The organism is Micromonospora sp. NPDC048999 (assembly GCF_040649295.1).
GTDB lineage: Bacteria > Actinomycetota > Actinomycetes > Mycobacteriales > Micromonosporaceae > Micromonospora.
The window spans coordinates 113,662-137,077 of sequence record NZ_JBEZFI010000008.1 but is presented as its reverse complement, the minus strand read 5'-3'; the positions used below and the strand labels follow the sequence as shown (position 1 = coordinate 137,077).

Here is a 23,416-nt window from a genome sequence, read left to right as displayed (position 1 = left end):
GCCGCCACCGGCCGGGTGGGGGACCCGGCTCGGCGGCGCACCCCTCCGCTCGCTTTCACACCATTCTTGGCAGGAGCAGCCATGGAGATATCGAAAAACAGCGTCAACGACGTCACGGTGGCCCGGCTCGCCGGGATACTCGACAGCTCGACCGCCGGGGACCTGCACGCGGAGATCCTGCCCATGCTGATGGAGGGTCGGCCCCTCCTCCTCGACTTCGGCGAGGTGTCGCACGTTTCCGACGCCGGCCTCCGCACGATGCTCGTCATCTACCGGCAGGCCCAGTGCGTCGACGGCCGGGTGGCCGTGGTGGGGCTCAACCCCGACCTGCGGTCGGCGCTGGCCGCCACCGGGTTCCTCCGCTTCTTCGCGGTCGCGGACGACCTCGCCGGCGGGCTCGCGGCGCTCGGGACCTCGGAGGCGGGCACGGAGCACCGGCGGAGTGTGGCCGCATGACCGCGCCGGTGCACGTCGTCCGGGACCGGATCGACTCGTATCCCACCCATCAGATCGCCGGCTACGGCGTCCGCCCGGGACGGCACATGCCGTTCGGCGCCACGCTCGTGCCCGGCGGGGTGAACTTCTCGCTCCACTCCAGCACCGCCGAGGCCGTCGCGCTGGTCCTGTTCCGGCGGGGCGAGCACACCCCCCTGGCCGAGCTGCCGATCCCGGACGAGTTCCGGATCGGCGGGGTGTGGGCGATCACCGTCTTCGGCCTGGACTACGAGAACCTGGACTACGGCTACCGGGTGCACGGACCGCGGGATCCCCACATCGCCGACCGCTTCGACCCCGAGCGGATACTGGCCGACCCGTACGCCCGGGCGATGTCCGGCCGCGATGTCTGGGGCGCCGAGCCCGACTGGCACGATCCCTACCAGTACCGGTCGAAGCTGGCGTTCGACGACTTCGACTGGGACGACGACCAGCCGCTGCGGATCCCGCAGGAGGACCTGGTCATCTACGAGATGCACGTGCGCGGCTTCACCCGCGATCCGTCCTCCGGCGTGGCCGAGCCCGGCACGTACGCCGGGGTGGTGGAGAAGATCCCCTACCTCAAGTCGCTCGGGGTCAACTGCGTCGAGCTCATGCCGGTCTTCGAGTTCGACGAGTTCGAGAACCAGCGGATCGACCCGACCAGCGGCGAGCTGCTGCTGAACTACTGGGGCTACTCGACGGTCGGCTTCTTCGCCCCCAAGGCGGGCTACGCGGCCACGGGCAGGTTCGGCATGCAGTGCGACGAGTTCAAGAACATGGTCAAGGAGCTGCACGCCGCCGGCATCCAGGTACTTCTCGACGTGGTGTTCAACCACACCGCCGAGGGCAACGAGGACGGGCCGACCATCCACTTCCGGGGCCTGGACAACCGGACGTACTACATCCTCACGCCGGAGGGCTACTACTACAACTTCAGCGGCACCGGCAACACGCTGAACTGCAACCACCCGGTGGTACGGAACTACGTGCTGTCCTGCCTGCGCTACTGGGCCAGCGAGTACCACGTGGACGGCTTCCGCTTCGACCTGGCGGCGATCCTCGACCGCGGGGAGGACGGCGCCCCGCTGGCCAACCCGCCGCTGATCGAGGCGCTCTCGTTCGACCCGGTGCTGCGCGACTGCGTGCTCATCGCCGAGGCATGGGACGCCGGCGGCCTGTACCAGGTCGGCTCCTTCCCCAACTACGGGCGCTGGTCGGAGTGGAACGGCAAGTTCCGGGACACCGTCCGCCGGTATCTCAAGGGTGACGTCGGAACGATCGGTGACCTGGCCACCCGGATGGTCGGCTCGCCCGACCTGTACTCCCGCCGCGGTGCGAACGCCTCGGTCAACTTCGTCACCTGCCACGACGGGTTCACGCTGAACGACCTGGTGACGTACAACGGCAAGCACAACGAGGCGAATGGCGAGGGCAACCGGGACGGCGGCGACGACAACAACAGCTGGAACTGCGGCGTCGAGGGGCCGACCGACGACTCGGAGGTGCAACGGCTGCGCCTGCGGCAGATGAAGAACGCCATGGTGCTGTTGCTCACCAGCCAGGGCATCCCGATGATCAATGCCGGCGACGAGGTGGGCCGGACGCAGCAGGGCAACAACAACGCGTACTGCCACGACAGCACGTTGACCTGGTTCGACTGGGGTCTCACGGAGCGCAACAGCGAACTGTTCGACTTCGTGCGCAACCTCATCGCGTTCCGGGTGGCCCACCCTCTGCTGCGGAGCCGGCAGCACCCGACCGGCGAGGACCACCACGGCCTCGGCTACCCGGACATCAGCTGGCACGGCGTACACGCCTGGTCGGCTGACTGGGCCCCGGACAGCCACCTGTTGGCAGTCCTTCGGACGGGACTGACGGCGGAGGGGCTTGCCGACTATGTCTACATTGCGGTCAACTCGCACTGGGAGGGGCACGACCTACAGCTGCCAGAGCTTCCTGCCGACACCAGCTGGCACCTGTTCGCCGACACCTTCGCGGCTGCCCCGGGCAACGTAGCCCCGGGCAGCGAGGTACCGCTCGACAATCAGCACTCGGTGCACCTCGGGCCCCGATCCGCGATCGTCCTGATTGGACGCCGCCGGTAGATCGGCCCACGCCGGGTTCCGGTCCGAGGAGAAGTGCCGAAAACGGGGGAGGATGCATTGACGTCGTTTCGGACCACGTTCCGTCGCCATGGCACTGCCGCTCTGATCACCCTGGTCGGAGCGCTGGACGCGCTGACCGCGCCGGCGCTGCGGGGAGAGGTCGAGCGGGCCGCCCAACACCAGCCGAGCCAGCTCGTGCTCGACATGAGCGGGGTGAAGTACCTGTCCTCGGCCGGCCTGCGCACGCTGATCTTCGCCCGGCACAAGATGCCGGACGGTAGCCGGATCGTGCTCGTCGGTGCCAACGAGGCGATCCAGCGGACGATGCAGCTGGTCGGCTTCCACTACAGCGTCGAGTTCAGCGACCGGTTTCCGTTCGGCGAGGGGGAGCCGGGGGTGGCGACCAGCTGACCGCACCGACACGGATCGGCGGTACCGGGGACTGCCCGGTGCCGCCGATCCGTGCGTGCGGTGCCGACGGGCCGTGTCCGGCGTGCCGGGGTGCCACCGGCCTCGCACGCGCGAAGGGGCGTCGCGGCGGCGTCGCCGCCACTAAAGTTGGTCGGGCCCGCCGAGCGGCTGGCGTGCCGCCCCGCCGCGTGGCGGCACGACCATGCCCCCCACGACCTCACCCGGAGCTGACTCGTGGCGAAGATCCTCGTGACCGGCTCGGCCGACGGCATCGGCCGGCAGACCGCGCTCATGCTGGCCGACGCCGGCCACCAAGTCTTCCTGCACGCCCGCAACGACGAACGCGCCGAGGCGGCCCTGGCGGCGGTGCCGGCGGCCCAGGCGGTGCTCGTCGGTGACCTCGCATCGCTGGAGCAGACCCGGGTCCTGGCCAAATCCGCCGCCGATCACGGCCCGTTCGAGACCGTGGTGCACAACGCCGGAATCGCCGACTCGGGCTCCCGGCGGCGGACCGTCACCGAGGACGGGTTGGAACGGGTCTTCCAGGTCAACGTGCTCGCGCCGTACCTGTTGACCGCACTGATGCCGCTGCCTCGCCGGCTGGTCTACCTCACCTCGGGAATGGCCTCGGGCGGCACCGTCGACCTGACCGACCTGCAGCGCGAGCGACGCCCCTGGGACGGCACCGGCGCCTACTGCGACTCGAAGCTCGCCGACATCGCACTGGCGTTCGCCGTCGCGCGGCGGCGGCCGCAGGTGTGCAGCAACGCCGTCTGCCCCGGCTGGGTCCGCTCGCGGATGGGCGGCCCCTCGGCGCCGACCGACCTGCGGACCGGCGCGGCCACCCAGGTCTGGCTGGCCGGCAGCGATGAGCCGGCGGCCCGGGTCACGGGGCGCTACTTCCGGCACATGCGGCTCCTCCAGCCGCCGGAGCCCGCCCTCTCGGTGTCCCTCCAGGAAGGACTGCTGGCCGCGTGTGCGGAGCTGACCGGGGTGGCGATGCACTGACCCTCGCCGCGGCCTCGATTCACTCGATGCCCCGGTGAATGGCGCCGATTTGGCGGCCTGCCCGGCGGACTTGACGAAAACCGGCGGGCTATCGCCATGTCATCGGGTGAAGCGGACGGATGCGGTTGCGTCGGCCGCGCCCAGGCCGCAAGACTCTGGGTAAAGACATTGAGCGGCTGGGTGCAATGGGTCGGAGGGCTGATTTCGACAGCCTTTTCCGGCCGGGGAGGAAGCGATGCAGATCGCCCAACGAACGCTCGATTCGGTGACCATTGTCAGCCTGATGGGTGAACTCGACGCACGTACCGCGTCAATCGTGCAGGACCGGTTGGTGAGCGGCCTGTCCACGGGCAGCGCGGTGCTGCTGGACCTCACCGAGCTCCGTTACGTGTCCAGTGCCGGGCTACGCACCATGCTCATGGTTTACCGGCAGGCACAGCAGAAGGACGTTCCCATCGCATTGGTGGGCGTCTCGCATCCGCTCCGCGGCATCCTCTCCGCGACCGGATTCCTGCGATTCTTCCAGGTGGTCGACAACGTCACCGAAGGAATCGCAGTTCTGCGGAAAGACTGATGACCGCGAAAGCATCAACCGGAGGAGATTCGAAATGGGATTCACCGCGACCCTGAGCACTCGCGACGAGACGGCGATCATCGTTCTGAACGGCGATCTCGACGCGAACGGCGCACCGGTTCTCCAGGAGAACGTGGACCGGGCCGCCACGCACCACCCGCGGCGACTGGTGCTGGAAATGAGCAAGCTCGACTATCTCTCGTCGGCGGGGCTACGGCAGCTGATCTACGCCCGGCAGAAGATGGACGACGACGTTCGGGTCGTGCTGGTCGGCGTGAGCAAGCGGGTGGCCCAGACCATCCGGCTGGTCGGCTTCGACCAGAGCGTCACGTTCAGCGACAACGTGCCGGAGTAGCGGTCATGCCGACCCTCACCGTGTCGGCGGTCGTGGAGTCCCTGGAGCCGGTGACCGTGCTGGTCCAGCGACTGGCCGCGGACGCCGGCCTCAGCCCCGAGGCGGCCTACCAACTCCGCCTGGCAACGGAGGAACTGTTCGTCAACATCGTGCGGCACGGGTACGGGCCGGGCCGACCCGACGGCCGGATCGTGGTCGAAGGCGGGATGTCCGCGGAGCGCGCCTGGGTGCGTCTCACCGACACCGCGCCACCTTTCGATCCCTTCCAGGCAGGCACGCCGACCGGGTTGAGCCGGCCCCTGCGGGACCGGAAGCCGGGTGAACTGGGCCTGTATCTGATCCGGCACGCCGTGGACGCGGCGTCACACGAGTACATCGGCGGATCCAACCGGACCACCGTCGCCATGTGGCGGGCTCGACCGGACGAGGATGGACGGATCGGCCATGGCCGGGATGACACTGATCGTCAGTGAGTGCAGTCCGGCGGCCCGGGACCTGTGGCGGGCGCTGACGGACGAGGGAATCCCGTCCGTCGTCCGCACGCCTCAGACCCTGCTGGCCGACTCGTGGCCGGCCGAAAGCACGCCGGACGTGCTACTCGTCGACGCGGCGCTGGACGTGGTCACCATGCGTGGCCTCGTCCAGCGCCTCGCCGAGGCCACCGAACACCCACCCGCCGTGGTGTGCTTCTCACAGGGGTACTGCGAGGCGCTGACCTTGCACGTGGAGGACGGCCTCGACTTTCTGGTGGCGCCGTTCCAGCCGCACCTGGTCCGCCGTCGCCTCGCCACGTCGCGGCAGCGCCGGGACCTGGGCCTGGCGGTACGCAACATCGAGGCCGCCGTGTACCGACGCGAGGTCGAGCGGGAACTGCAGATCGGCCGCGAGATCCAGCGGGGCTTCCTGCCGGAGTCGCTGCCGGTGATCGACGGATGGGACATCGCCGCGTACTTCGCGCCGGCGCACGAGGTCAGCGGCGACTTCTACGACGCGTACGACATCATCAACGGCAACTTCCTCGGCTTCGCCATCGCCGACGTCTGCGACAAAGGGGTCGGTGCCGCGCTGTTCATGGCCCTGATCCGTAGCCTGCTGCGGCAGGCCGCGGTCGCCAACGACGCTACCCGGGGCGGGTGGCGGGGCGGCGAGGAGCCGGAGCCGCCGTTCGCCAGCGCCAACCTGGCGCTGCACGCGGTACGCACCACCAACGACTACCTGACCGCCAACCACCTGCACCAGGCGTACTTCGCCACCTTGTTCTTCGGGGTGATCGACCCGAGGAGCGGCGAGTTGGTCTACATCAACTGCGGCCACAATCCGCCGATGATCCGCCGGGCCGGCGGCGAGCAGGTCGGTCTCGCGCCCACCGGGCCGGCCCTGGGCCTGATGCACGACGCCCAGTTCCAACTGGGACGCGAGACGCTGCGCGCGGACGACCTGTTGTTCCTCTACACCGACGGGGTCACCGAGGCCAAGGATGCCGACGGGAACTTCTTCGGTGAGGACCGGATGCGCGAGACGCTCGACGAGCCCGGTTCGGCGGCGGTCGTGCTCGACCGGTTCGTCCAGGCGGTCACCGCCCATACCGGATCGGCCGAGCAGTTCGACGACGTGACCATGCTGGGGCTGCACCGCAGCCCGTCGGGAAGGAACGGTGACCGGGCCAGGCCGGCCGGGCGTACCGCGCCGACAACCAAGGGGGAGTTTTGACTGAAGGGGTGAGGGCCCGATGAGGGCGCTCTTCTTGTCCTGGGAGTACCCGCCGGTCATGGTCGGGGGGCTGGGGCGGCACGTGTATTCGCTCTCGAAGGCGCTCGTGCAGGCCGGCCACGAGGTGACCGTGGTGACCCGGCACGCGCCCGGCGCCGCGTACGAGGAGTACGTCGACGGTGTCCGGGTCATCCGGGCGGCGGAGGACCCTCCGCTGTTCACGTTCTCCGGGCCGACGCTGCTCGCCTGGACGATGGCGCTGAACCACACCTTGACCCGCGCCGCGTTGCGGGCCGCCGACACCGCCGGGTTCGACGTCATCCACGCCCACGACTGGCTGGTCGCGCACAGCGCGATGACGCTCCGCGAACACCTGGGGATCCCCCTGGTGACCACCATCCACGCCACCGAGGCGGGCCGTCACCAGGGTTGGCTGCCCGCGGACACCAACCGGTCGATCCACTCCACTGAATGGTGGTTGGCCAACGAGTCCGACCGGGTCGTGGTCTGCTCGCACTACATGCGGTGGGAGGTCAACCAGCTGTTCGGAGTCCCACACCAGCGCATCGACGTGGTGGCCAACGGCGTCGACCCCGAGCTGTGGCGCAGCGATCCGGTGCGGACGGACAACGCCCGCCGCGCGTACGCCGGGGACGGGCCGTTGATCGGCTTCGCCGGGCGACTGGTGTACGAGAAGGGAGTCCAGGACCTGATCACGGCGCTACCCGCGGTGCGCGCGCAGCACCCGGGACTGCGCCTGATCGTCGCCGGCGACGGCCCGCACCGGCAACGGCTGGTGGGACTGACCGAGTCCCTGGGGCTGGAGCAGGCGGTGTCCTTCACCGGATTTCTCGGCGGTGACCTGCCGTCCGTGATGGCGGCCACCGACGCGATGGTCGTGCCGTCCATCTACGAGCCGTTCGGCATGATCGCGTTGGAGACCGCGGCGACCGGCACGCCGATCGCGGCGGCGTCGACGGGCGGCCTCAAGGAGATCGTCGAGCCGGGTCGGACGGGGATGAACTTCCCGGCCGCCAACCCTGAGGCGCTGGCCACCATCGTGTCGAAACTGCTGGCCGACGACGGCAACGCCCGGCGGATGGCGCGTACCGCACAGCACGTGGTGATCGACCGTTTCTCCTGGTCGCTCATCGCCCGGCGCACTGGCCGGGTCTACGCGACGGCGGTCGCCGGGGCGTCCTCGTTCCTGACCAGCCGGGCCACCGAGCTGGTGGCGCACGGGTATCCCGAGCTGAGAATTCCGGAGGGCAACCTGCTGCGGCTCGCCGCGGCCTGACCCGGATCGACCGGCCCACGGCGGTGCAGCGACCCGACGCCCCGGTGCAGAGAGCGGTCCTGGCAGCGATCACGACAAGGCACTACGGGGAGCCCGGCGGATTCAGCCGACGCGGCACGCACCGGTTCTCCAGGTCCGATCCGGTCAGGTCGGGGAACCGGCCCGCGCACCACTGCGCGACCACTTCCTTCGAAGGCGCGGAGAGGAGAGCGAACGTGATCCAGAGCGGCTGCCCGTCGTAAAGTTGCTGCCGTCCGTAGTCGGTGCTGAGCAGGAGCACCACGCTGGCGTCGCCATCGAACTTTTCCCGCAACCGAAGGTGCTCCTCAAGGATGTCGGTGGCGTAGAAGGTGTGTGAGCCGTTCGCCGCTGTCTGTTTCACGTCCACGATGCCCACGGTTTTCGATGCCAGCTGGGCGGCGTACGTGCCGTCCAGGGAGATCCCGGACAGGTCCTGGAGGTTGAGTCGCCGCAGCGACGACAGGGCGTCCTCCTCCGGGTCGCCGGCCTCCGCGGTGGTGCTGGTGGGTTCCGTCGGGTCCGGTTCGTCCGGGCTGGGCAGGCTGCGCGGTTCCGCCGGAACGGACGGCGAGAACGGCCGGTCGGCCTCGTCCTCACCGGTGCTCACCAGTGCCGCTCCGACGAGCAGGACGAGCAGCCCCACCAGCATGATCCCGGCCAGCAGTGTCATTCTTCGCGTCGAGTTTCCGGTGGTCCGCCGGACCACCTCGCCCTGGCTGACCCAGCCACCCCGGGTCCGCGGTTCGCCCGGGTCCGCAGGGGCCTGGTGGACGGCGGCCGGGCCGGGCGAGCCTGCCTCCCGGCCCGTTTGGCTGGCCGGGCTCGGCGGGGTCTCGTCGGCGAGGTCGCCGACCAGGGCTCGGACGTTCCAGATCGCTCCGCCGTCCGGCTGCTGTTCCTTGCTCATCTCCGGCCTCCCGGTCATGCGTCGCCCGGCACGATGACCCGGCGGCGGCCACCAGCGTCGGGCGACGCCGAGGTGCCCGCGACGCCGGCCGGCACGGCCCGGTCCCGGCCCCACGCTCGGATCTCCGCGATCTGCTCCGGGTGGGTGCGGCTCAGCGGGAACGTGTTGACAAACGTGTCGACGATGAACTCCGGCCGGAGGTTGCCGCGTCCGTGCAGCAACACCTCGACGCCCACCTCGTGCAGCGCGGACTCGATGTCTGAGCCGGCGAAGCCGTCCGAAACGGTGACCAGCCGGCCGAGCAGATCCGCGCTCGGCTCCTCATCGACGTACCGGCGGTGGTAGAGCCCGATGATCTCGGCCCGCTCGGCCTCGTCGGGCAGGTCGACGAAGAAGAGTTCGTCGAAGCGCCCCTTGCGCAGCAGTTCGGGCGGCAACGCGCGGACATCGTTGGAGGTGGCCACGACGAAGACCCTCGAGCGTGACTCCTGGAGCCAGAACAGGAATTGTCCGACCAGGCGTCGGCTCACCCCGGTGGAGTCGTGCTGCCCGGCCAGGCCCTTCTCGATCTCGTCGATCCACAGCACGCAGGGCGCGGTCCGGTCGGCCATCTCCAACGCCTCCCGCAGGCGGGTCTCCGACTGGCCGACGTACATCCCGAGGATGGTGGCGAAGTCGAGCCGGTAGAGCGGCAACCGCCACTGCGCCGCCACCGCCCTGGCCGACAGTGACTTGCCGCACCCGGGTACGCCGACCAGCAGGACTCCCCTGGGCGGACGTAGCCCGGTGCCACGCAGGTCGGAAACCATCACCTGGTGCCGGCGACGCAGCCAGGCGCGCAGGCTGGTCAGCCCGCCGATCTCGTGGTCGGCCGGCCCGAGCGCGACGCGCTCCAGACCGGACAGGTCGGCGAAGTGCTTGTCCTTGAACTCGGCGAGGCGCTCGACGTCCTCCCGGTGCATCCGCCCGGTCGCGGCCATGGTTGCCAGCACGTTGACCGCGGTGCCCTCCGGCACCCCGACGAGAAACTCCGCCGCCCGTCGCGCGTCGGACTCGGTCCAGTCGATGTTGACCGCACCCTGCTGTTCCTTGAGGAAGTCGACGACGATGTCGTACATCTCGATGGCGTTGGGTGGGGCGAGCGTGATGCTCATGCCCAGGCGTTGCAGGCCGGTCCAGAGCGGGTTGTCCGTGATCAGGACGACGCTGCCGGAGTGGGCGTCGGCGAGGCGGGCCAGCTCCGCGATGTGCCGGGTGACCGGAGAGTCGCCGCTAAGGTCGTCCGGGTCGACGAAGGCGATCGTCGCCTGCGCCCGCCGGGTCAACTGGCCAGCGGCGAAATCCATGGCGGCCACCAGCGACCGATCCTCCTGGACCGGTGTGTTGGTGCGTAGGTCCCGCAGCCCGGTGGCCCGGGTGTGAATCCAGAAGGGCAGGTTGGCCCGGCGTGGGCTGGCGGCGACCTCGCGCAGCAGACGGACGGCCCGCACCTGCTCGATGCTGCGTATGCCGATGAGTGGCACCCGCGCGGCGATGTAGCTGTCGAGATCCCGCCGGGCCTCGTCGTAGTGGGACACGCTCACTCCTCGCCCGGGGTGTCGGGGCCGATGATGATCCGGCGGCGGGTGGGACGGGTGGGCTCGGCGGCCCAGCCGTCCGCGCGAGCCGCCCTCCCGGCACCGGTCACGGTGATCGGGTTGTCGCGCAGGGTGCGCAGTCGGGCCTGAGTCACCCGGCCATCGACGCCGGCGCGGCGGGCGGATTCGATCCCGTCCTCCAACGCCTGCTGGACCGAGCGGATCTGCTCGTCGACGGCATCGCGCAGGTGCCGCGACAGCTCCGCCGGCAGGCCGGGATGACCAGCCACCGCCCGGATCGACGCCAGGCCGCATCGAGCCTGGGTCAGCGCCCGCGCCACCTCGAACTCGTCTCGGGCGGCGGCCATCGCCCGCAGCAGCGCGTCCGCCCAGGACTGCAGCCGGTACGACAGCGCCTGGGTGATCCGGGCCACGAGTCGAGCCCAGCTGTCCGCGGGATAGTCCTGCTCGGCCAGCGCCGGCAGCCAGTGGGAGGTGTTCTCCTCCCCGGCCCGCCACCGTTCCAGGAAGGCGGCCCATTCCTGGTAGCCGCCGCCGTTGACCGCCACGGCTCAGCCCTGCCGGGGGCGGCGGACCAGCATTTCGCCGGGGGGCATCGGCTCCCAGTCGGGCAGCCCCTCGGCGATCCGCCGTACCCGGCTGGTGCTGCGTTGCCGGGGCGGAGTCGGCTGCCGGGCCCACGGCACCGCCTCGGGCTCGTCGGAGGTCGCCGGCGTGGCCGGTTCCTCCGTAGGGTCGGTGCTGGTCATGTCACTCCTCCTCGATTCGGCCGACCATGCGACGCTCGTGCCGCGCACCGGGGGCGCCCGCCGTGGCCAGGTCGGTGAGCAGGGCCTTCACCTGCGGCTCCTTGCCGTCCGCCGCGGTGAATCGGCTCGTCCAGTCGGTGAGTTCCGCCCCGGTGGCCCGCAGCGCGACCAGCGACTCCGTTCTGGCCTTGGCGATTGCCGCGCGTGCCTTCTCCTGCTCCGCTGCCGCTTTCTCCGCCTGCCCCTTGAGCGCCAGCGCCCAGACCCCGGCGACCGCGGCGGCGGCGAGGAGGCCAAGCCCGACGTTGCTCATGCCGGACACGACGAGCAGGACGAGGACGGCCACCACCGCCGGACCGATGAGCCGCTTGCCCCAGTCGAACGTCAGGCTGTCCAGGAAGGACTGGGCGTGGCGGTCCCAGTGCGCCTCCAGCGACCGTTCCAGAGCGTCCATCGGGGTGGTGAAGGAGCCGGTCCACTGGGGTGGCCGAAATCCGATCTTGCCGTAGGTGCTGCGCAGGGCGAAGGTCACCTTGACGGTGTCCGGCACCTCCAGCCGGTAGTCGCGGGTGAACGCCGCGTGGGAATGGCTCATCCAGTCGTGACAGAAGGCGACAGCCAGCCGTTGCGTCTGCGTCGACACACCGATCGCGTCAGGGTGGAGCGCGGACTCGGTCTGGATCGTGAGGTAGTCACGGGTGTCCTCCAGGCCGGTGGCCTCGGAGTGCGCGGCGCGCGCGGCCTGCTCGAGGTCGCCGTCGCACTGGACGATCGCCTCGTTCGCGGCGAGTTTCCGACGCAGCGGCAGCTCCTCGTGGTCGTAGTCGCCCACCAGCCGGTCGAGAATGTCGTCGATGGCGTCTTCGATCCGGCTGCTGGGCGGCGCCTCGGCGTTCATCAGCGCGGTGTACCGGTCGATGATCGACTGGTGCGCATCGGCGCAGGCAAGCGCGTGTTGCAGCTGCGGCCACTGCGGTGACGCGGCAGCCAGGCGGGGGAAGTCGTCCGCCACGCCATCGGCTCGCACGTGCGTTTCCATCTCCCGGCGCCAGCGGTTCACCTGGGCGATGGTCACCGCCTCGTCCGCGAGCAGCCGGTCGCGCCAGGTCTCGAGCCGCTCGCGCACGAGTTCCACACCTGCGGGGCCGAACGCACCCTGGGCGATCGACTCCAGGATGACGGCGAACTCGCGGCTGAGCGCAGCCGGGTCCTGCGCGTCGAGGTAGTGACGAAGCCACCGCACGGCGCTGGAGCGTCGTCCCTGGCGCCGCAGCACCAGCGTCATCAGCAGTGAGGTGCGATGGGGAGAGCGGTGGTAGGCCTCCTCCACCGCCCGGACGCACAGATCCGGGTCGTCTCCAGCCCAGGCCGCCAACGCCACCAGGACAGGCGCCAGCCAGTAGCGTGGGGTCTGCAACATCAGTTGCTCGCCGACCGCCCGAACCGTCTCCTCGGTCACCAGCCCCAGGTCGAAGGAGCGCAGCATCCCCACCGCGGTCCGGCGGACCACCTTGTGGTGGCCGAACTGGTGCTCGATGTCGTTCTTGAGGGTGTTGATGGCGGTCTCGGCGCGCTGGATGTTGGCGGTCCGCTCGGCCTGCTGGACGAAGCGGGCGAACTCCGCGCGGAGGGTGAGGAGTTGGTCCTGGGTGGCCTGCTGCTCCCGCCCGATGACATCGACCTGGCTGCCCACCCCGTCGATGGCACCCTGGAGGTTGGCCAGCATTCGCTGGGTGGCGCGAATGTCGTTCCGTACTGCGCTGAGGTCGGACATGATTCTCCGGTTCGCCTGCGAATGTCGAGGATGACGTCACGCGTTTCTTCGGGACCGCTGCGTTGCGGTGCGGGAGGTCGTCGCCGGATCCCGTGGACGATACTCCGAGGGCCCGGCGAATGGGATCTCGTGATGGAGGAAAAGGAGACGGAGCGACGCAGAAGCGTTTGGGAAAGGTGTCATGAATGTTTTCGGCAGCGGTTCAGTCGTCGCGTCGACCGAAGGGATCGAACGGTCAACCGAACGGATATGGATTACCGCATCCGTTCGGCATCGATCATTGGACCAGGATGGACGTTCGGCTACGGAGACAGGCCGGGCGGTTCATGGCCCATCCGCCGCAGGGCGTCCAGATCAAGGATGTAGACCCGCCGGTACCCGGATCGGATGAGTTCCCCGTCCCGCAGCGTCCGCAGCGCCTTGTGCACGGTGGCCTCCGCGACGCCGATCATCGTGGCCAGTTCAGGTTGGCTCAGCGGTACGTCGATCACCACCGCGCCGTCGTCGAGCTGCCGGCCGTAGGTTCTGGCGATCTCGACCAGAACCCGGGCGAGTCGTACCTCCGCCGAGTAGGCGACGAAGTCGGCCCGCCGCTGGTTCGCCCAACGCAGCCGTTCGGCGACCGTCGCCGTCACCAGCCGGGCGGCATCGGGATGGCGGCCGAGCACATGACGAAACGCCTCGGCGATGACCAGGCATCCGGTCACCACGCCGCAGGCCGTGACGCTGGCCATCCGCGGCTGATCGGCCAGCGCCGCTGATTCCCCGACGATGTCGCCGGCGCCCCGGATGGCCACCAACGCCTCAAAGCCCTCGACGACGTTGGTCACCTTCACGAAGCCGCTGGTCAGCAGGATGACATGAGTGTCAACGCCGCCCTCGACAAGCAGTCGATCGCCGGGCTCGTATCGGCACGGTTGGCCGCGCCCGAGCAACTCCTGCCGGATCGCCGTTGGCAGCCGGGCCAGAAACGCCTTCGGCGGCGAGACTTTCGGACGCCGTGCGGCACCGTCCACTCCCACCTCGCCGTGATTCGGGAAACTGCGGATGACCCGGCAAGTCTGCGACAGCCGAGGCGTACCCGCAATGGCCCGACGACCGCCCACCCGGCAGGACCGCACCGGGCCGGGCGGGGTGGGTGCTGTCCGTCGAAGCACCTGTTGCTCCTTTGTGCGTTCCATCGGGTCGAGCCTGACACCTTGCATGCATACCGATCCCGGATTTGTACGGGATTCCTGCCCGACAGTCGGGTAATCGTGAGGGGGTGCGAAGATCAAGCCCCCCTACTCGCCGGCAGCGACGCGTCTGTCAATTCGGCGACACTGATGTCATCGATCCGGTCCGCCCCGGAATGATCGGAGCCCACCCTGGGACGGCACTCGCGCGTGACATCGTCGTAGCGGATTTACTCCGCGCCACTCTTTCTGATCCGCCTGAAATCGGCCGTGCACTACCGAGGAACGTATCGTCGACTGGAGGCCAAATGACCGGTGAGGATTGGGTACCGGGCGGGGACGAGCCGCTGCGGCCGTCCGACGTGCTGGCCCGGTCGGTGCTGAGACCGAGCCAGGCGCGCGACCCGGACGGGCCGGACTCGCCGTTCGGTCTGGGCGGGGTGAGCTGCGGCCGACCGCTGTTCTTTCCGGTACCTGAGGAGGATCTTCCGGTCCGGCTGAGCCGGCGCGCCGAGGCGACCGGACGGCACTACTACGGGATGCTCGTCGCGTTCGATCTGGACCAGTTGACGGACGGGCGCCGCTACACCTCTGTCCGCTTCGAGGTCACCCTCGACAACGACGACGCGCTGGCCGTACGGCTTGACAACGACGGTGGTGCACTGGGGCTCAGCTACGGCGCGGGCGCACCCCGTCCGATGACCACCGCTGCGGACCGGGCGGTTGCCGCGGCCGGTGCCGCTCGCCCCGGCTGGCTGCTCCGACTGGCCCCACGCCCCGGCCGTCCCCGCGCCTGGTCCTTCGGCGCGCACCGCAACCGCTTCGGCTGGACCTACGAGGACCCCTCCGGCCGGCTGTTCCTGCCCCTGACGTACGGCATGCACGCGCTCATCGAGGTGCCGGCGTCGGTTTCCGTTCTGCGGGGTCGTCTCGACGTGCGGGCCGAGTCTCTCGGGACCTGGCGGGACCGCACCGTTCGACGACATGCCACCCTGCAGGACGCGGTGCCGTTCCGGGAGGTGCTGCCGGGAAAGGTCGAGCCCAGTTCGGCAGCCGTGCGGCTGTGCATGGCCGCGGACGTGTCGAGCTACAGCCGCCGCCCCAACCACCTTGCGGAACGGACGCAGTCGTGGCTGGTGCGAGCGCTCGTCGACGCCCGTCGCGCCGCCCGCCTCGACGAGTCCGCGGTGGCGGTGCAGGCCCAGGGCGACGGGCAGTTCGCCGTCCTGCCCGTCGGCATCGACGAGTCGACCGTGATCCCGCTGCTGATCGGTGGTCTGACCGACGCACTACGCCGAACGAATCACGGCCTGGACCCGGCCGAGCGGATACGGCTGCGCGTCGCCCTGCACCGGGGCCTGATGAAACCCGCCGACAGCGGCTGGGTCGGCGCCGCCGCCATCGCGGTGCACCGGATTCTCGACAGCCCACCGTTGCGGGCCGCGCTGCGGGACAACCCGGCCGTCGACTACGTCCTCGCCGTGCCCGACGTGCTCTACCGGGACGTCATCCAACACTCCGAGGTGCCACCGCTGCCCGATCGGTTCACCGAGATCACCATCGATCTGCCCGAGAAGCAGTTCCTCGAACACGGCTGGCTCCACGTTCCGGCGGGAGAGGGCGCATGACCGGACGGATCTTCGCGCTGCTGGTCGGTATCGACCGCTACCGCGCCGTCGGACCGTTGCAGGGATGCCACAACGACGTGACCCAGGTGGCAGAGTTCCTGCGCGTGCGGGCGCTGGGGGACGAGCCGCCCGCCACACTGCTGCTCGAGAACGAGACGGCGACTCGGCAGGCGGTCGTCGACGGTCTGCGCGACCATCTGGGTCAGGCGGGGCCGGGTGACACCGCGCTCTTCTGGTTCAGCGGGCACGGCTCCTGGGCTGCCGTACCCGACGAGCTGTGGCACCTGGAACCGACGGGGCAGATGCAGACCCTGATCTGCCACGACAGCCGGCACGACGAGGTGCCCGACCTCTACGACAAGGAGCTCTCGCTGCTGCTCGGCGAGGTAGCCGCCACCGGATGCCACCTGGCGGTCGTCCTCGACAGCTGCCATTCGTTCAGTGCCACCCGCAACCTCGTCCGGTTCGCACCCGCGCTGGAGACCGCGCCGTTGATCGAGGCGCTCCTGCCGGAGTTGCGCCGTGCCGCCACCCGTCCGCCGACCGAACACGTGGTGCTGGCCGCCTGCCAGTCGTCCGAGACCGCGATCGAGACCTGGGCCGAGGGCCGACCGCACGGGCTGTTCAGCTGGTCCCTGCTGACCGCCCTGCGGCGGCTCGGCCCGTCGGCGACCTACCGCGAGTTGCTCACCGCAGCCCGGTGCGAGGTGGAACGGCAGGCATTCCAGCAGATTCCTCAACTGGAACCGGTCACTCCCGGTATCGCCGACCAACCGTTCCTGGGTGGGCAGGTCAAGCCGTCCGCCAGCGGCATGCGGATGCGCCGGGTCCGCCACGAGTGGGAGATCGACGTCGGCTCCTGCCACGGACTGTCGATCGGCCCCAACGGGGACGACGTCCGGGTGGCCGTGCCCGGGCCGGACCTACGCGAGGCGCGCATCGTCCAGGTGCACCCCGAGCGCAGCGTCGTCCAGCCGCTCGGTTGGGAACCGGACGGCGACCTGCAGTACCCCGTCGTGGTCAGCCGGGTCCCCGTGCCGATGGTCACCGTGCTCGTCGAAGGTGGACACCAGCCCACCGTCGACCAGGTGCTGGCGGCGCTACGGACGTCGGGGCCCGGTGGCGGTCCCTCGCCGCACGTGCGACCGGACGCCAGCGCCGACGGGCGTACCCCGGAGCTCCGGGTGGACGCCGACCAGCCGGACCGGGTCCGCATCGCCGGCGGGGACGGGACGCCGCTCTGCGCCGACCTGACCGACGTACGCCGCGACGGAGGCCGGCGGGTGGCCGCGATGCTGGAGCATCTCGCCCGGGTGCATCGGGTCAGGAGCTTGACGAACCCGGTTTCCACGCTGGCCGGGGCGGTCTCCGTCGACCTCGTCCAGGCTCGTCCCGGCGAGGTGATCGGGCCTGCTCACCGGCCAGGGCTGCGACCCGACCGGGATGGCGCCGTACACCTGCGTTACCGGCAGGAACAGGGCCGCTGGGTGCCGCCGACCGCCTTCGTCCGGTTGCACAACCACAGCGACCGTCGACTCTTCTGCGTGCTGCTGGACGTCACCCAACGGCACCGCGTCCACGCGGGTCTCTTTCCCGGCGACCACCTCGCCCCCGGGCGCAGCGGCGCGGCCCTGCACGGGCGCCCCGTCGAGTTTCGGATGCCCGCGGGGACCCCGACCGAACCCGGGGCGAGTACCCGCGACTGGCTGGTGCTGCTGGCCGCGGAGGAGCAGTTCAGCTCGTCTCCGTTCGAACTGCCCGCGGCCGAGGAGGCATGGCCGGGGCGGACCCGCGCCCCGCTCGCCGTCACTGGTCTGCTCGGGTGGCTGGGCCTGGCCGCCGTGCACCGCGACGCCGCAGCGGTCGAGGCTGGCGCGTGCGACTGGATCACCTTGGCCGTGCCGGTGGTGACCGAGATACCGCTCGACGCCGGACTGGGGTGAGCCGGTGACCCAGGACGGCAGCCTCAGCGGTGTCCCGTTCGACGAGTGGACCACCCAGCTGACGATGCTCATCAGCAACCCGCCGCCGGGCTCCGACCTCGCGGAGCTGACCGGAACGCTGGGACGGGCCTATCTGGAACGCTATGACATCGACCCGGACGAGAACCTCCTGCATGCCGCCGTCGCGCAGTTCGAGCGGGCGCTGGCCCACGCGCCGACCCACGAACAGGCGGTGATCTGGCACTGGGGGCTCGGTGTGGCCCATGCGGAACGGGCCCGGCTCGGACCCGGCCTGACCGACCATGAACGGGCCGTCGCGCAGCTGACCGTCGCACATCAGGGGTGGCCGCCGGATGATCCGGAGGGCGACATCGTGGCCGTGACACTGCTGGACGCGATCTGGGAGCGGTTCCTGGAACGGTGTCTGGACGAGTCGCGAACCGTGCGGGCCGCTGCCGCCGATGCCGACGAAACGCTGACGGCGATGCTCGCCGTCCAGGTGAGCCCGGCCGACCCGGACAACGCCTCCTACGGCCGCATGCTCCTGGGCATGGCGCTGCTGGCTCGGTACGACTACGCCGGCGAACGGGACGAGGACCTGACCGCCGGGATCGCCACCCTTACGGCGGCCCTGGCGGAGCTTTCGCCGCGGAGCACTCCCCGGTACGCCGTCGCGTCCGCGGACCTGGCGGCGGCCTGCCTGGAAGCCGCCGGCCGGCGGAAGGACCGAGCGAGCGTCGAGCTGGCCCTGACCGTGGGGGAGCGAGCCATCAGCGCCAGCGCGCCGGCCCAGCCCGGCTGGCGCCGCCTCCACCGCGGCCAGGCCACCGCCCACACCGCGCTGTGGGACCTCGATGAGGACCCGGTCCACCTCGCCCGGGCGATCGCCTGCTGGCGTACGGTCCGCGAGGATGACGACGACCCGGCCGTCCCGGTCACCCTTGCCGAACTGCTGCACAGCAGAGCGGTCAGGACCGGGGATCCCGAAGGTGTCCCCGAGGCCGTCGCGCTGCTCGAAGAGGCCCTGCCCCTCGCCGACCAGCCTGGACCGGTGTGGCGGCAACTCGGGGAGACCCATCTGCTGCACTGGCAGCTCGCCCACGTGCCGGGCAGCCTGGACGCCGCAACCCGGTGCCTGGACCACGCCATCGCCGCCGCCAACGCGGACGATGAACTACTGGCGGCGCACGCCGTGCGGGTGGTCGTCGCGGACGAGGTGATGGAGCACGACGTCGCCCAGGACGACAGCCGCGTGCCCCCCAGCCTCGGGCAGTTGCGCGGCGCGATCGACGAGGCCGGCCGGGCGCTGGACGCGGCGGTCACCGCCACGGCCCGCGAGCGGGCTGTCCTCGCCACCGTGCTGGTCTACGCCGAGTTCGCCCGCTTCGCCGAGGCCATGGACCAGGTCGACGCGGCGCGACTGCGCCACCTGCTCGCGCTCGGCCGGGCGGTCGGCGACGACGCGCCTGCGGGCCTTGTCGGGGCGCTGGAGCTGGCCGAGGGCATGCTGGAGTACGAGGGCGGCCCCGCCGCGGCGAGCCCCGACTCGGACGGTCTCGTCGGCGCACTGCTGCGGGCCCGCAAGGACCCGGCGTTCGCCAGAGTCGCCGGCGATCGGCTGCGAGCGTCATTGCCGCTCGCCCTGCACTCCCGCGCGTCCGGCAACGCTGACCTGCGTGACCACACTGCCGCCGGAGCGTGGGCAACGCAGCTGGCCACCGAGTTCGGCGACGAGGGGCACACCGGCAACGTCGTCGCCCAGTCGCAGCTGCTGTCCGTCGTGATGGAGGCGGTGCGACGAGGCGGGCAGGGCGATCTCACCGGCATGCACGAGGCGAGCGAACGGGCCCTCGCCCTCTGGCAGCGATTTCCCTCGTCGCGTCAGGACGCGCAGGCGCTGGGACCGCTGATCCGCCTCTGCCAGGACCTCGTCGCGATCCGCACCGGAGAAGCGCGCATCCCGGCACAACCACCCGTGCCCCTGCCGGCCGGGCCGCTGTCGTACCTGACGGTGACCGCCACGATCGCGGCCGCCACCACCCAGGTCGCCGCGGCGGTGCGCGACGGGAACCTGCCGCTGCTACGCCAGTGGGCCGACCATCTGACAGATTTCACGGGCCGGCTGGAACCGGGACACGTCATCCGGGTGGCGGCGCTGACCCTCATCGGCAAGGCCGAGCTCACCAGAGCAAGAGGCCTTGGCGATCGGGCCGCCGCCGCCCGCGCCGCCCGCCAGTTCGAGGTGGCGACCGCCGAGGTCGCCGGACCGGAGAGCCTGCTCTGGACCGACCTGGTCCGCGACCACGCCGAGGCGCTGCGCCGCGCCGGCGACCCCGACCGCGCCCGGACCCGACGGCTCGGCCTCGCCGCCCTGCACGGCCACGCCCGGCGGGTCCTGCTGCAGGCCGGCACCGACCACGCGATGGAAACCGCTCGGGAGGCCGCCGCCGACGCGACCACCGTCGCCCGGTGGTGCCTGCAGGACCAGGCCGACGACGATCTGGTCACCGCCCTGGACGCGGGACGAGGCCTCGTCCTGCACGCCGCCACCGTGTCCCGTACGGTGGCGGATCTGCTCACCCAGGCCGGGCAACCCGAGCTCGCCGAGGAGTGGCGCCAGACCGCGGGCCTGGGCCGCGATCGGCTCACCGGCGAAGCCCTCGGCGCGGACCTGTCCGCCGGTGAGCTTCCCGACGACCTGCGCACGCGCGTGCTGCGCGCACTGGAGACCGCCGGCCTGACCACCCAGGGCCCGCTGGCCCAGGTACGTGCCGGGGAGGTTCGCCAGGCGCTCGCCGCGCTGAGCGTCGATGCGCTCGTGTACCTGGTGCCGGCCGCCGACCCGGTGCCGGGGCTCGCCGTCGTCGTACCCGCCGTCGGCGAGATCGACGTGATGGAACTTCCCGAGCTGGTGGTCGGCGGCGGCTCGCCGGTGCACCGGCTTCTGCACGCCGCGCAGCGGCGGAACGTCACCGGCCGGGAAGCAGGAGCGGAGCCACGGGACGCCGGGGCGGTCGGCGGCGGGGCACCCGATTCGGTGGGCGCCCGGATCGACGACCTGTGCCGGTGGGCGTGGCGTGCGGCGATGGGTCGGATCGTCGCCGACCTGCGATCGATCCGCCTTTCTCCGGCTCGGCTGGTTCTCGTGCCGATGGGCGTGCTCGGGCTCGTGCCCTGGCACGCCGCGTACCAGGACACCCCGTCCGGCCGCCACTACGCGGTGCACGACCTGGTCGTCTCCTACAGCCCGTCCGCCCGGATGCTGTGTGCGGCGGCGGCCAGACCGGCGCGTCCCGTCCGGTCAGCTCTGGTGATCGGAGACCCGCTCGGCGACCTGCCGTTCGCCGGCGTGGAGGCGCGGGCGATCCACCAGCGCTTCTACCCGGACGGCCAGTACCTTGGTCCGGATGCGGATGCGGATGCGGATGCGGATGCGGATCCGGGCCGGGTCGCCACTCCCGAAAGCGTGCTGGAATGGATCCGCTCCGCGGGAGCCGGGCCGTCGCTGCTACACCTCGCCTGCCACGGGCGGGTCGATCCGGCGCGACCGGCGGATGCCCATGTGGTGTTGGTGGGTGGTCGGCTGCCGGCTCGGCAGTTGCTGGAGGAGTCCCGGCTCGCCGCGCTCGACCTCGACCAGGTCTTTCTCGCCGCATGCACCACGAACCTCGCCGGCACCGACCACGACGAGGCGTTCAGCCTGGCCACGGCCTTCCTCGCGGCCGGCGCCCACACCGTTTACGGCTCGTTGTGGTCGGTGCCGGACGTGGGCACATCCCTGCTGATGTATCTGGTGCACCATTTCCTGCGCGCGGAAGGGTGCGCTCCGGCCGAGGCCCTGCACCGGGCGCAGTTGTGGATGCTCGACCCGGCCCGGAAGCACCCGGCGGACATGCCGGTGGAACTGGTCGCGCAATGCGGCCGTGGGGAGATCGCCGAGCCGCTGGCCTGGGCCGCCTTCACCCACCTCGGTCGATGACCTCACGTCGGGGCGGCGACACGGCCGGCTCGATCCGGGAAATTCGGGTGGGATGGGTAGGCTGGCCCGACTCCTGGAACAGCCGCCCGGAAGGACGACGATGACCGCGCAGCCGTCGAGGCACACGTTCGGCCTGGACGACTTCGGGCTGGACGACCGTATGCGGCTGTTCGGTTACGTCACCGCCGAGAACCGGTTCGCCTACCTCTGGCTGCTGCGCGCCTTCGACACGGCCCGCGCCAGCTACCACGTGATGCTGCACACCGCCGATGTCGCCACGGCGATGGAGGCGTTGCACCAGGCCAACCCGGACTGCCCCGATCCGGCCGAGCTGGAGCTGCCGCGGCTGCTCGACGCGCTCGTGGACTGGGGTGTGCTCGACCGGGGTCAGGACGGCGCCCGCGCGACGACCCTCGCCGAATACCGCAACCGGCACTCGGTCTACCAGTTCACGGAGGCCGGCTACCGGGCGCACCGGGCGGTGGAGACGGTGCTCACCGCGACGATGGACGACACGACCCTGTCCCGGCTGGTCTTCGCGGACCTGCTGGCCGACCTGACGGCGCTCGCCGCCGCGAACGAGGCGGGCGACGCGGAGGAGGTCTACCGCAAGCTCAACCGACTCGACCGGGCGTTGGCCGACATCGCCGAGCGGGCCGCCCGCTTCTACCACATGCTCGGTGACCTGAGCCGCACCAACGACGTACGTCCGGAGGCGTTCCTCACCCACAAGGACGCCCTGCTGGCCCACCTGCGGGACTTCCACGACGAGTTGCAGCGCTACACGCCGCGGCTGCGGGCGGCGGTGGAGGAGGTGGAGGCGACCGGCCTCGACCGGCTCGTCGAGGCGGCGGCCGAGGCCGACGAGCGGCTGTTCCACACGCCCGCGGAGCGGCTGGAGGACTGGCGGCGCCGCTGGCGCGGGCTGCGGTCGTGGCTGGCGCCGCCGGGGCCCGAGGAGGCCAGCGAGGCCGACCGGCTCGCCGACGCCACCGTCGGCGCGATCGGTGACGTGCTGGCGCTGCTACGTCGGGTGACCGAGGCCCGGCGCGGCGGGGTGAGCCGCGAGTCGCAGTTGCGGCACCTGGCCGCCTGGTTCACCCGCGCCGGGTCCCAGGAGGCCGCGCACGCGCTCTTCGACGTCGTGTTCGGCCTGGGCGGTCCGCGGCACGTGGCGGTGGCCCATCCGGACCCGGAGGCGATTCCGACCCGCCTGTCGTGGTGGGAGGCGCCGGCGGTCGAACTGTCGCGCACCCTGGTGGCCACCGGTCGCGCACCCGGCACGGGGCGGGGCCGGCCGGCGCGGGTCGACCGTGGCGAGGACCGCCGGCACCGGCTGCGCGCCGAGCAGCTCGGCCGGGAACGCCGGCTCGCCGACGCGGCGGCCGTGCTGGCGGAGGAGGGGCTCGATGGGCACCGACTCGATGAGGCGCAGAGCGGCGTGCTGCTGCGGCTGCTCGACATCGCCCTCGCCGCCCGGGTCGGCGGTGCCGCGGGAGCGCCGCTGGCCGCGGCCGCGCACGGCGTTCGGCTCACCCTCACCCCGACGCCGGGGCGGTTCACCACGGTGGTCACCGCCGCCGGCCGGCTCCACCTCGACGGGTACGCGCTGACCGTGACCGCCGCGACCCACACGGCGGTCCGCCGCCCGGAACTGGTGCCGGCATGAGCGAGCGCCAGCGAGCGAATCATCAATGCAGTGCGG

General features: G+C 71.0%; 19 protein-coding genes. 13 read left to right on the top strand and 6 right to left on the bottom strand.

All coding sequences use genetic code 11. The features are described from left to right. Nucleotides 1-81 precede the first annotated feature (81 nt). The 9 genes from AB0C02_RS13155 (at nucleotide 82) to AB0C02_RS13115 (ending at nucleotide 7,937) form a co-directional block, all read left to right on the top strand. Nucleotides 82-456: an STAS domain-containing protein gene (locus tag AB0C02_RS13155; RefSeq protein ID WP_357547645.1), complete on the top strand. Its 375-nt coding sequence runs from the start codon at nucleotides 82-84 to the stop codon at nucleotides 454-456. Beyond that, nucleotides 453-2,582, top strand: a complete 2,130-nt coding sequence (gene glgX / locus AB0C02_RS13150) for a glycogen debranching protein GlgX (protein WP_357547641.1) — start codon at nucleotides 453-455, stop codon at nucleotides 2,580-2,582. The genes AB0C02_RS13155 and glgX overlap by 4 nt, the downstream gene beginning before the upstream one ends. Before the next feature lie 57 nt (nucleotides 2,583-2,639). After that, nucleotides 2,640-2,993 (top strand): STAS domain-containing protein, encoded by a 354-nt coding sequence (locus AB0C02_RS13145; protein ID WP_357547635.1) that lies wholly within the window; start codon nucleotides 2,640-2,642, stop codon nucleotides 2,991-2,993. Nucleotides 2,994-3,227: 234 nt separating this feature from the next. Beyond that, nucleotides 3,228-4,001, top strand: a complete 774-nt coding sequence (locus tag AB0C02_RS13140) for an SDR family NAD(P)-dependent oxidoreductase (protein ID WP_357547630.1) — start codon at nucleotides 3,228-3,230, stop codon at nucleotides 3,999-4,001. Between the two features lie 235 nt (nucleotides 4,002-4,236). Further along, nucleotides 4,237-4,575 (top strand): STAS domain-containing protein, encoded by a 339-nt coding sequence (locus AB0C02_RS13135; RefSeq protein ID WP_357547623.1) that lies wholly within the window; start codon nucleotides 4,237-4,239, stop codon nucleotides 4,573-4,575. Between the two features lie 34 nt (nucleotides 4,576-4,609). Next, nucleotides 4,610-4,930 carry an STAS domain-containing protein gene (locus tag AB0C02_RS13130; RefSeq protein WP_357547617.1) on the top strand — a complete coding sequence of 107 codons (321 nt, stop codon included), beginning with the start codon at nucleotides 4,610-4,612 and terminating at the stop codon, nucleotides 4,928-4,930. A 5-nt stretch (nucleotides 4,931-4,935) separates the two neighbouring features. Beyond that, nucleotides 4,936-5,403 (top strand): ATP-binding protein, encoded by a 468-nt coding sequence (locus AB0C02_RS13125; RefSeq protein ID WP_357547610.1) that lies wholly within the window; start codon nucleotides 4,936-4,938, stop codon nucleotides 5,401-5,403. Beyond that, nucleotides 5,375-6,640, top strand: a complete 1,266-nt coding sequence (locus tag AB0C02_RS13120; RefSeq protein WP_357547602.1) for a PP2C family protein-serine/threonine phosphatase — start codon at nucleotides 5,375-5,377, stop codon at nucleotides 6,638-6,640. The genes AB0C02_RS13125 and AB0C02_RS13120 overlap by 29 nt, the downstream gene beginning before the upstream one ends. 19 nt (nucleotides 6,641-6,659) lie before the next feature. Continuing rightward, on the top strand, nucleotides 6,660-7,937 hold the full coding sequence (locus tag AB0C02_RS13115) for a glycosyltransferase family 4 protein (RefSeq protein ID WP_357547598.1): 1,278 nt from the start codon (nucleotides 6,660-6,662) through the stop codon (nucleotides 7,935-7,937). 82 nt (nucleotides 7,938-8,019) lie between these two features. On the opposite strand, the gene AB0C02_RS13110 is transcribed toward AB0C02_RS13115, so the two are convergent. The 6 genes from AB0C02_RS13110 to AB0C02_RS13085 all read right to left on the bottom strand — a co-directional run bounded on the left by AB0C02_RS13110 (nucleotide 8,020) and on the right by AB0C02_RS13085 (nucleotide 14,143). Then, nucleotides 8,020-8,865, bottom strand: coding sequence for a hypothetical protein (locus AB0C02_RS13110; RefSeq protein WP_357547589.1), 846 nt, complete (start codon nucleotides 8,863-8,865; stop codon nucleotides 8,020-8,022). 14 nt (nucleotides 8,866-8,879) lie between these two features. After that, nucleotides 8,880-10,442, bottom strand: coding sequence for an AAA family ATPase (locus AB0C02_RS13105; RefSeq protein WP_357547582.1), 1,563 nt, complete (start codon nucleotides 10,440-10,442; stop codon nucleotides 8,880-8,882). A 2-nt stretch (nucleotides 10,443-10,444) separates the two neighbouring features. Further along, complete coding sequence (locus AB0C02_RS13100; protein ID WP_357547571.1) at nucleotides 10,445-11,011, bottom strand: hypothetical protein; 567 nt, start codon at nucleotides 11,009-11,011, stop codon at nucleotides 10,445-10,447. A gap of 3 nt (nucleotides 11,012-11,014) precedes the next feature. Further along, nucleotides 11,015-11,212, bottom strand: coding sequence for a hypothetical protein (locus AB0C02_RS13095; RefSeq protein WP_357547563.1), 198 nt, complete (start codon nucleotides 11,210-11,212; stop codon nucleotides 11,015-11,017). Between the two features lies 1 nt (nucleotide 11,213). Further along, nucleotides 11,214-12,986, bottom strand: coding sequence for a hypothetical protein (locus AB0C02_RS13090; protein WP_357547557.1), 1,773 nt, complete (start codon nucleotides 12,984-12,986; stop codon nucleotides 11,214-11,216). Between the two features lie 302 nt (nucleotides 12,987-13,288). Continuing rightward, a complete protein-coding gene (locus AB0C02_RS13085) occupies nucleotides 13,289-14,143 on the bottom strand; it encodes a Crp/Fnr family transcriptional regulator (protein WP_357547552.1) in 855 nt (284 codons plus the stop codon). A gap of 326 nt (nucleotides 14,144-14,469) precedes the next feature. Here AB0C02_RS13085 and AB0C02_RS13080 point away from each other — a divergent pair, with 326 nt between their 5' ends. The 4 genes from AB0C02_RS13080 to AB0C02_RS13065 all read left to right on the top strand — a co-directional run bounded on the left by AB0C02_RS13080 (nucleotide 14,470) and on the right by AB0C02_RS13065 (nucleotide 23,380). Beyond that, nucleotides 14,470-15,789: a hypothetical protein gene (locus AB0C02_RS13080; RefSeq protein ID WP_357547541.1), complete on the top strand. Its 1,320-nt coding sequence runs from the start codon at nucleotides 14,470-14,472 to the stop codon at nucleotides 15,787-15,789. After that, the gene (locus AB0C02_RS13075; RefSeq protein WP_357547536.1) at nucleotides 15,786-17,732 is read left to right on the top strand and encodes a caspase family protein; all 1,947 of its coding nucleotides are present in this window, start codon (nucleotides 15,786-15,788) and stop codon (nucleotides 17,730-17,732) included. The genes AB0C02_RS13080 and AB0C02_RS13075 overlap by 4 nt, the downstream gene beginning before the upstream one ends. A 4-nt stretch (nucleotides 17,733-17,736) precedes the next feature. Continuing rightward, on the top strand, nucleotides 17,737-21,711 hold the full coding sequence (locus tag AB0C02_RS13070) for a CHAT domain-containing protein (RefSeq protein WP_357547524.1): 3,975 nt from the start codon (nucleotides 17,737-17,739) through the stop codon (nucleotides 21,709-21,711). 100 nt (nucleotides 21,712-21,811) lie between these two features. Next, nucleotides 21,812-23,380 (top strand): TIGR02677 family protein, encoded by a 1,569-nt coding sequence (locus AB0C02_RS13065; protein WP_357547519.1) that lies wholly within the window; start codon nucleotides 21,812-21,814, stop codon nucleotides 23,378-23,380. The last annotated feature ends 36 nt before the right edge of the window (nucleotides 23,381-23,416 follow it).

What these genes read in the sequence shown, in the direction of transcription:
- AB0C02_RS13155 (WP_357547645.1), top strand. Translation starts at nt 82, where the DNA reads ATGGAGATATCGAAAAACAGCGTCAACGACGTCACGGTGGCCCGGCTC.
- glgX (WP_357547641.1), top strand. Translation starts at nt 453, where the DNA reads ATGACCGCGCCGGTGCACGTCGTCCGGGACCGGATCGACTCGTATCCC.
- AB0C02_RS13135 (WP_357547623.1), top strand. Translation starts at nt 4,237, where the DNA reads ATGCAGATCGCCCAACGAACGCTCGATTCGGTGACCATTGTCAGCCTG.
- AB0C02_RS13130 (WP_357547617.1), top strand. Translation starts at nt 4,610, where the DNA reads ATGGGATTCACCGCGACCCTGAGCACTCGCGACGAGACGGCGATCATC.
- AB0C02_RS13125 (WP_357547610.1), top strand. Translation starts at nt 4,936, where the DNA reads ATGCCGACCCTCACCGTGTCGGCGGTCGTGGAGTCCCTGGAGCCGGTG.
- AB0C02_RS13120 (WP_357547602.1), top strand. Translation starts at nt 5,375, where the DNA reads ATGGCCGGGATGACACTGATCGTCAGTGAGTGCAGTCCGGCGGCCCGG.
- AB0C02_RS13115 (WP_357547598.1), top strand. Translation starts at nt 6,660, where the DNA reads ATGAGGGCGCTCTTCTTGTCCTGGGAGTACCCGCCGGTCATGGTCGGG.
- AB0C02_RS13110 (WP_357547589.1), bottom strand. Translation starts at nt 8,865, where the DNA reads ATGAGCAAGGAACAGCAGCCGGACGGCGGAGCGATCTGGAACGTCCGA.
- AB0C02_RS13095 (WP_357547563.1), bottom strand. Translation starts at nt 11,212, where the DNA reads ATGACCAGCACCGACCCTACGGAGGAACCGGCCACGCCGGCGACCTCC.
- AB0C02_RS13090 (WP_357547557.1), bottom strand. Translation starts at nt 12,986, where the DNA reads ATGTCCGACCTCAGCGCAGTACGGAACGACATTCGCGCCACCCAGCGA.
- AB0C02_RS13080 (WP_357547541.1), top strand. Translation starts at nt 14,470, where the DNA reads ATGACCGGTGAGGATTGGGTACCGGGCGGGGACGAGCCGCTGCGGCCG.
- AB0C02_RS13075 (WP_357547536.1), top strand. Translation starts at nt 15,786, where the DNA reads ATGACCGGACGGATCTTCGCGCTGCTGGTCGGTATCGACCGCTACCGC.
- AB0C02_RS13065 (WP_357547519.1), top strand. Translation starts at nt 21,812, where the DNA reads ATGACCGCGCAGCCGTCGAGGCACACGTTCGGCCTGGACGACTTCGGG.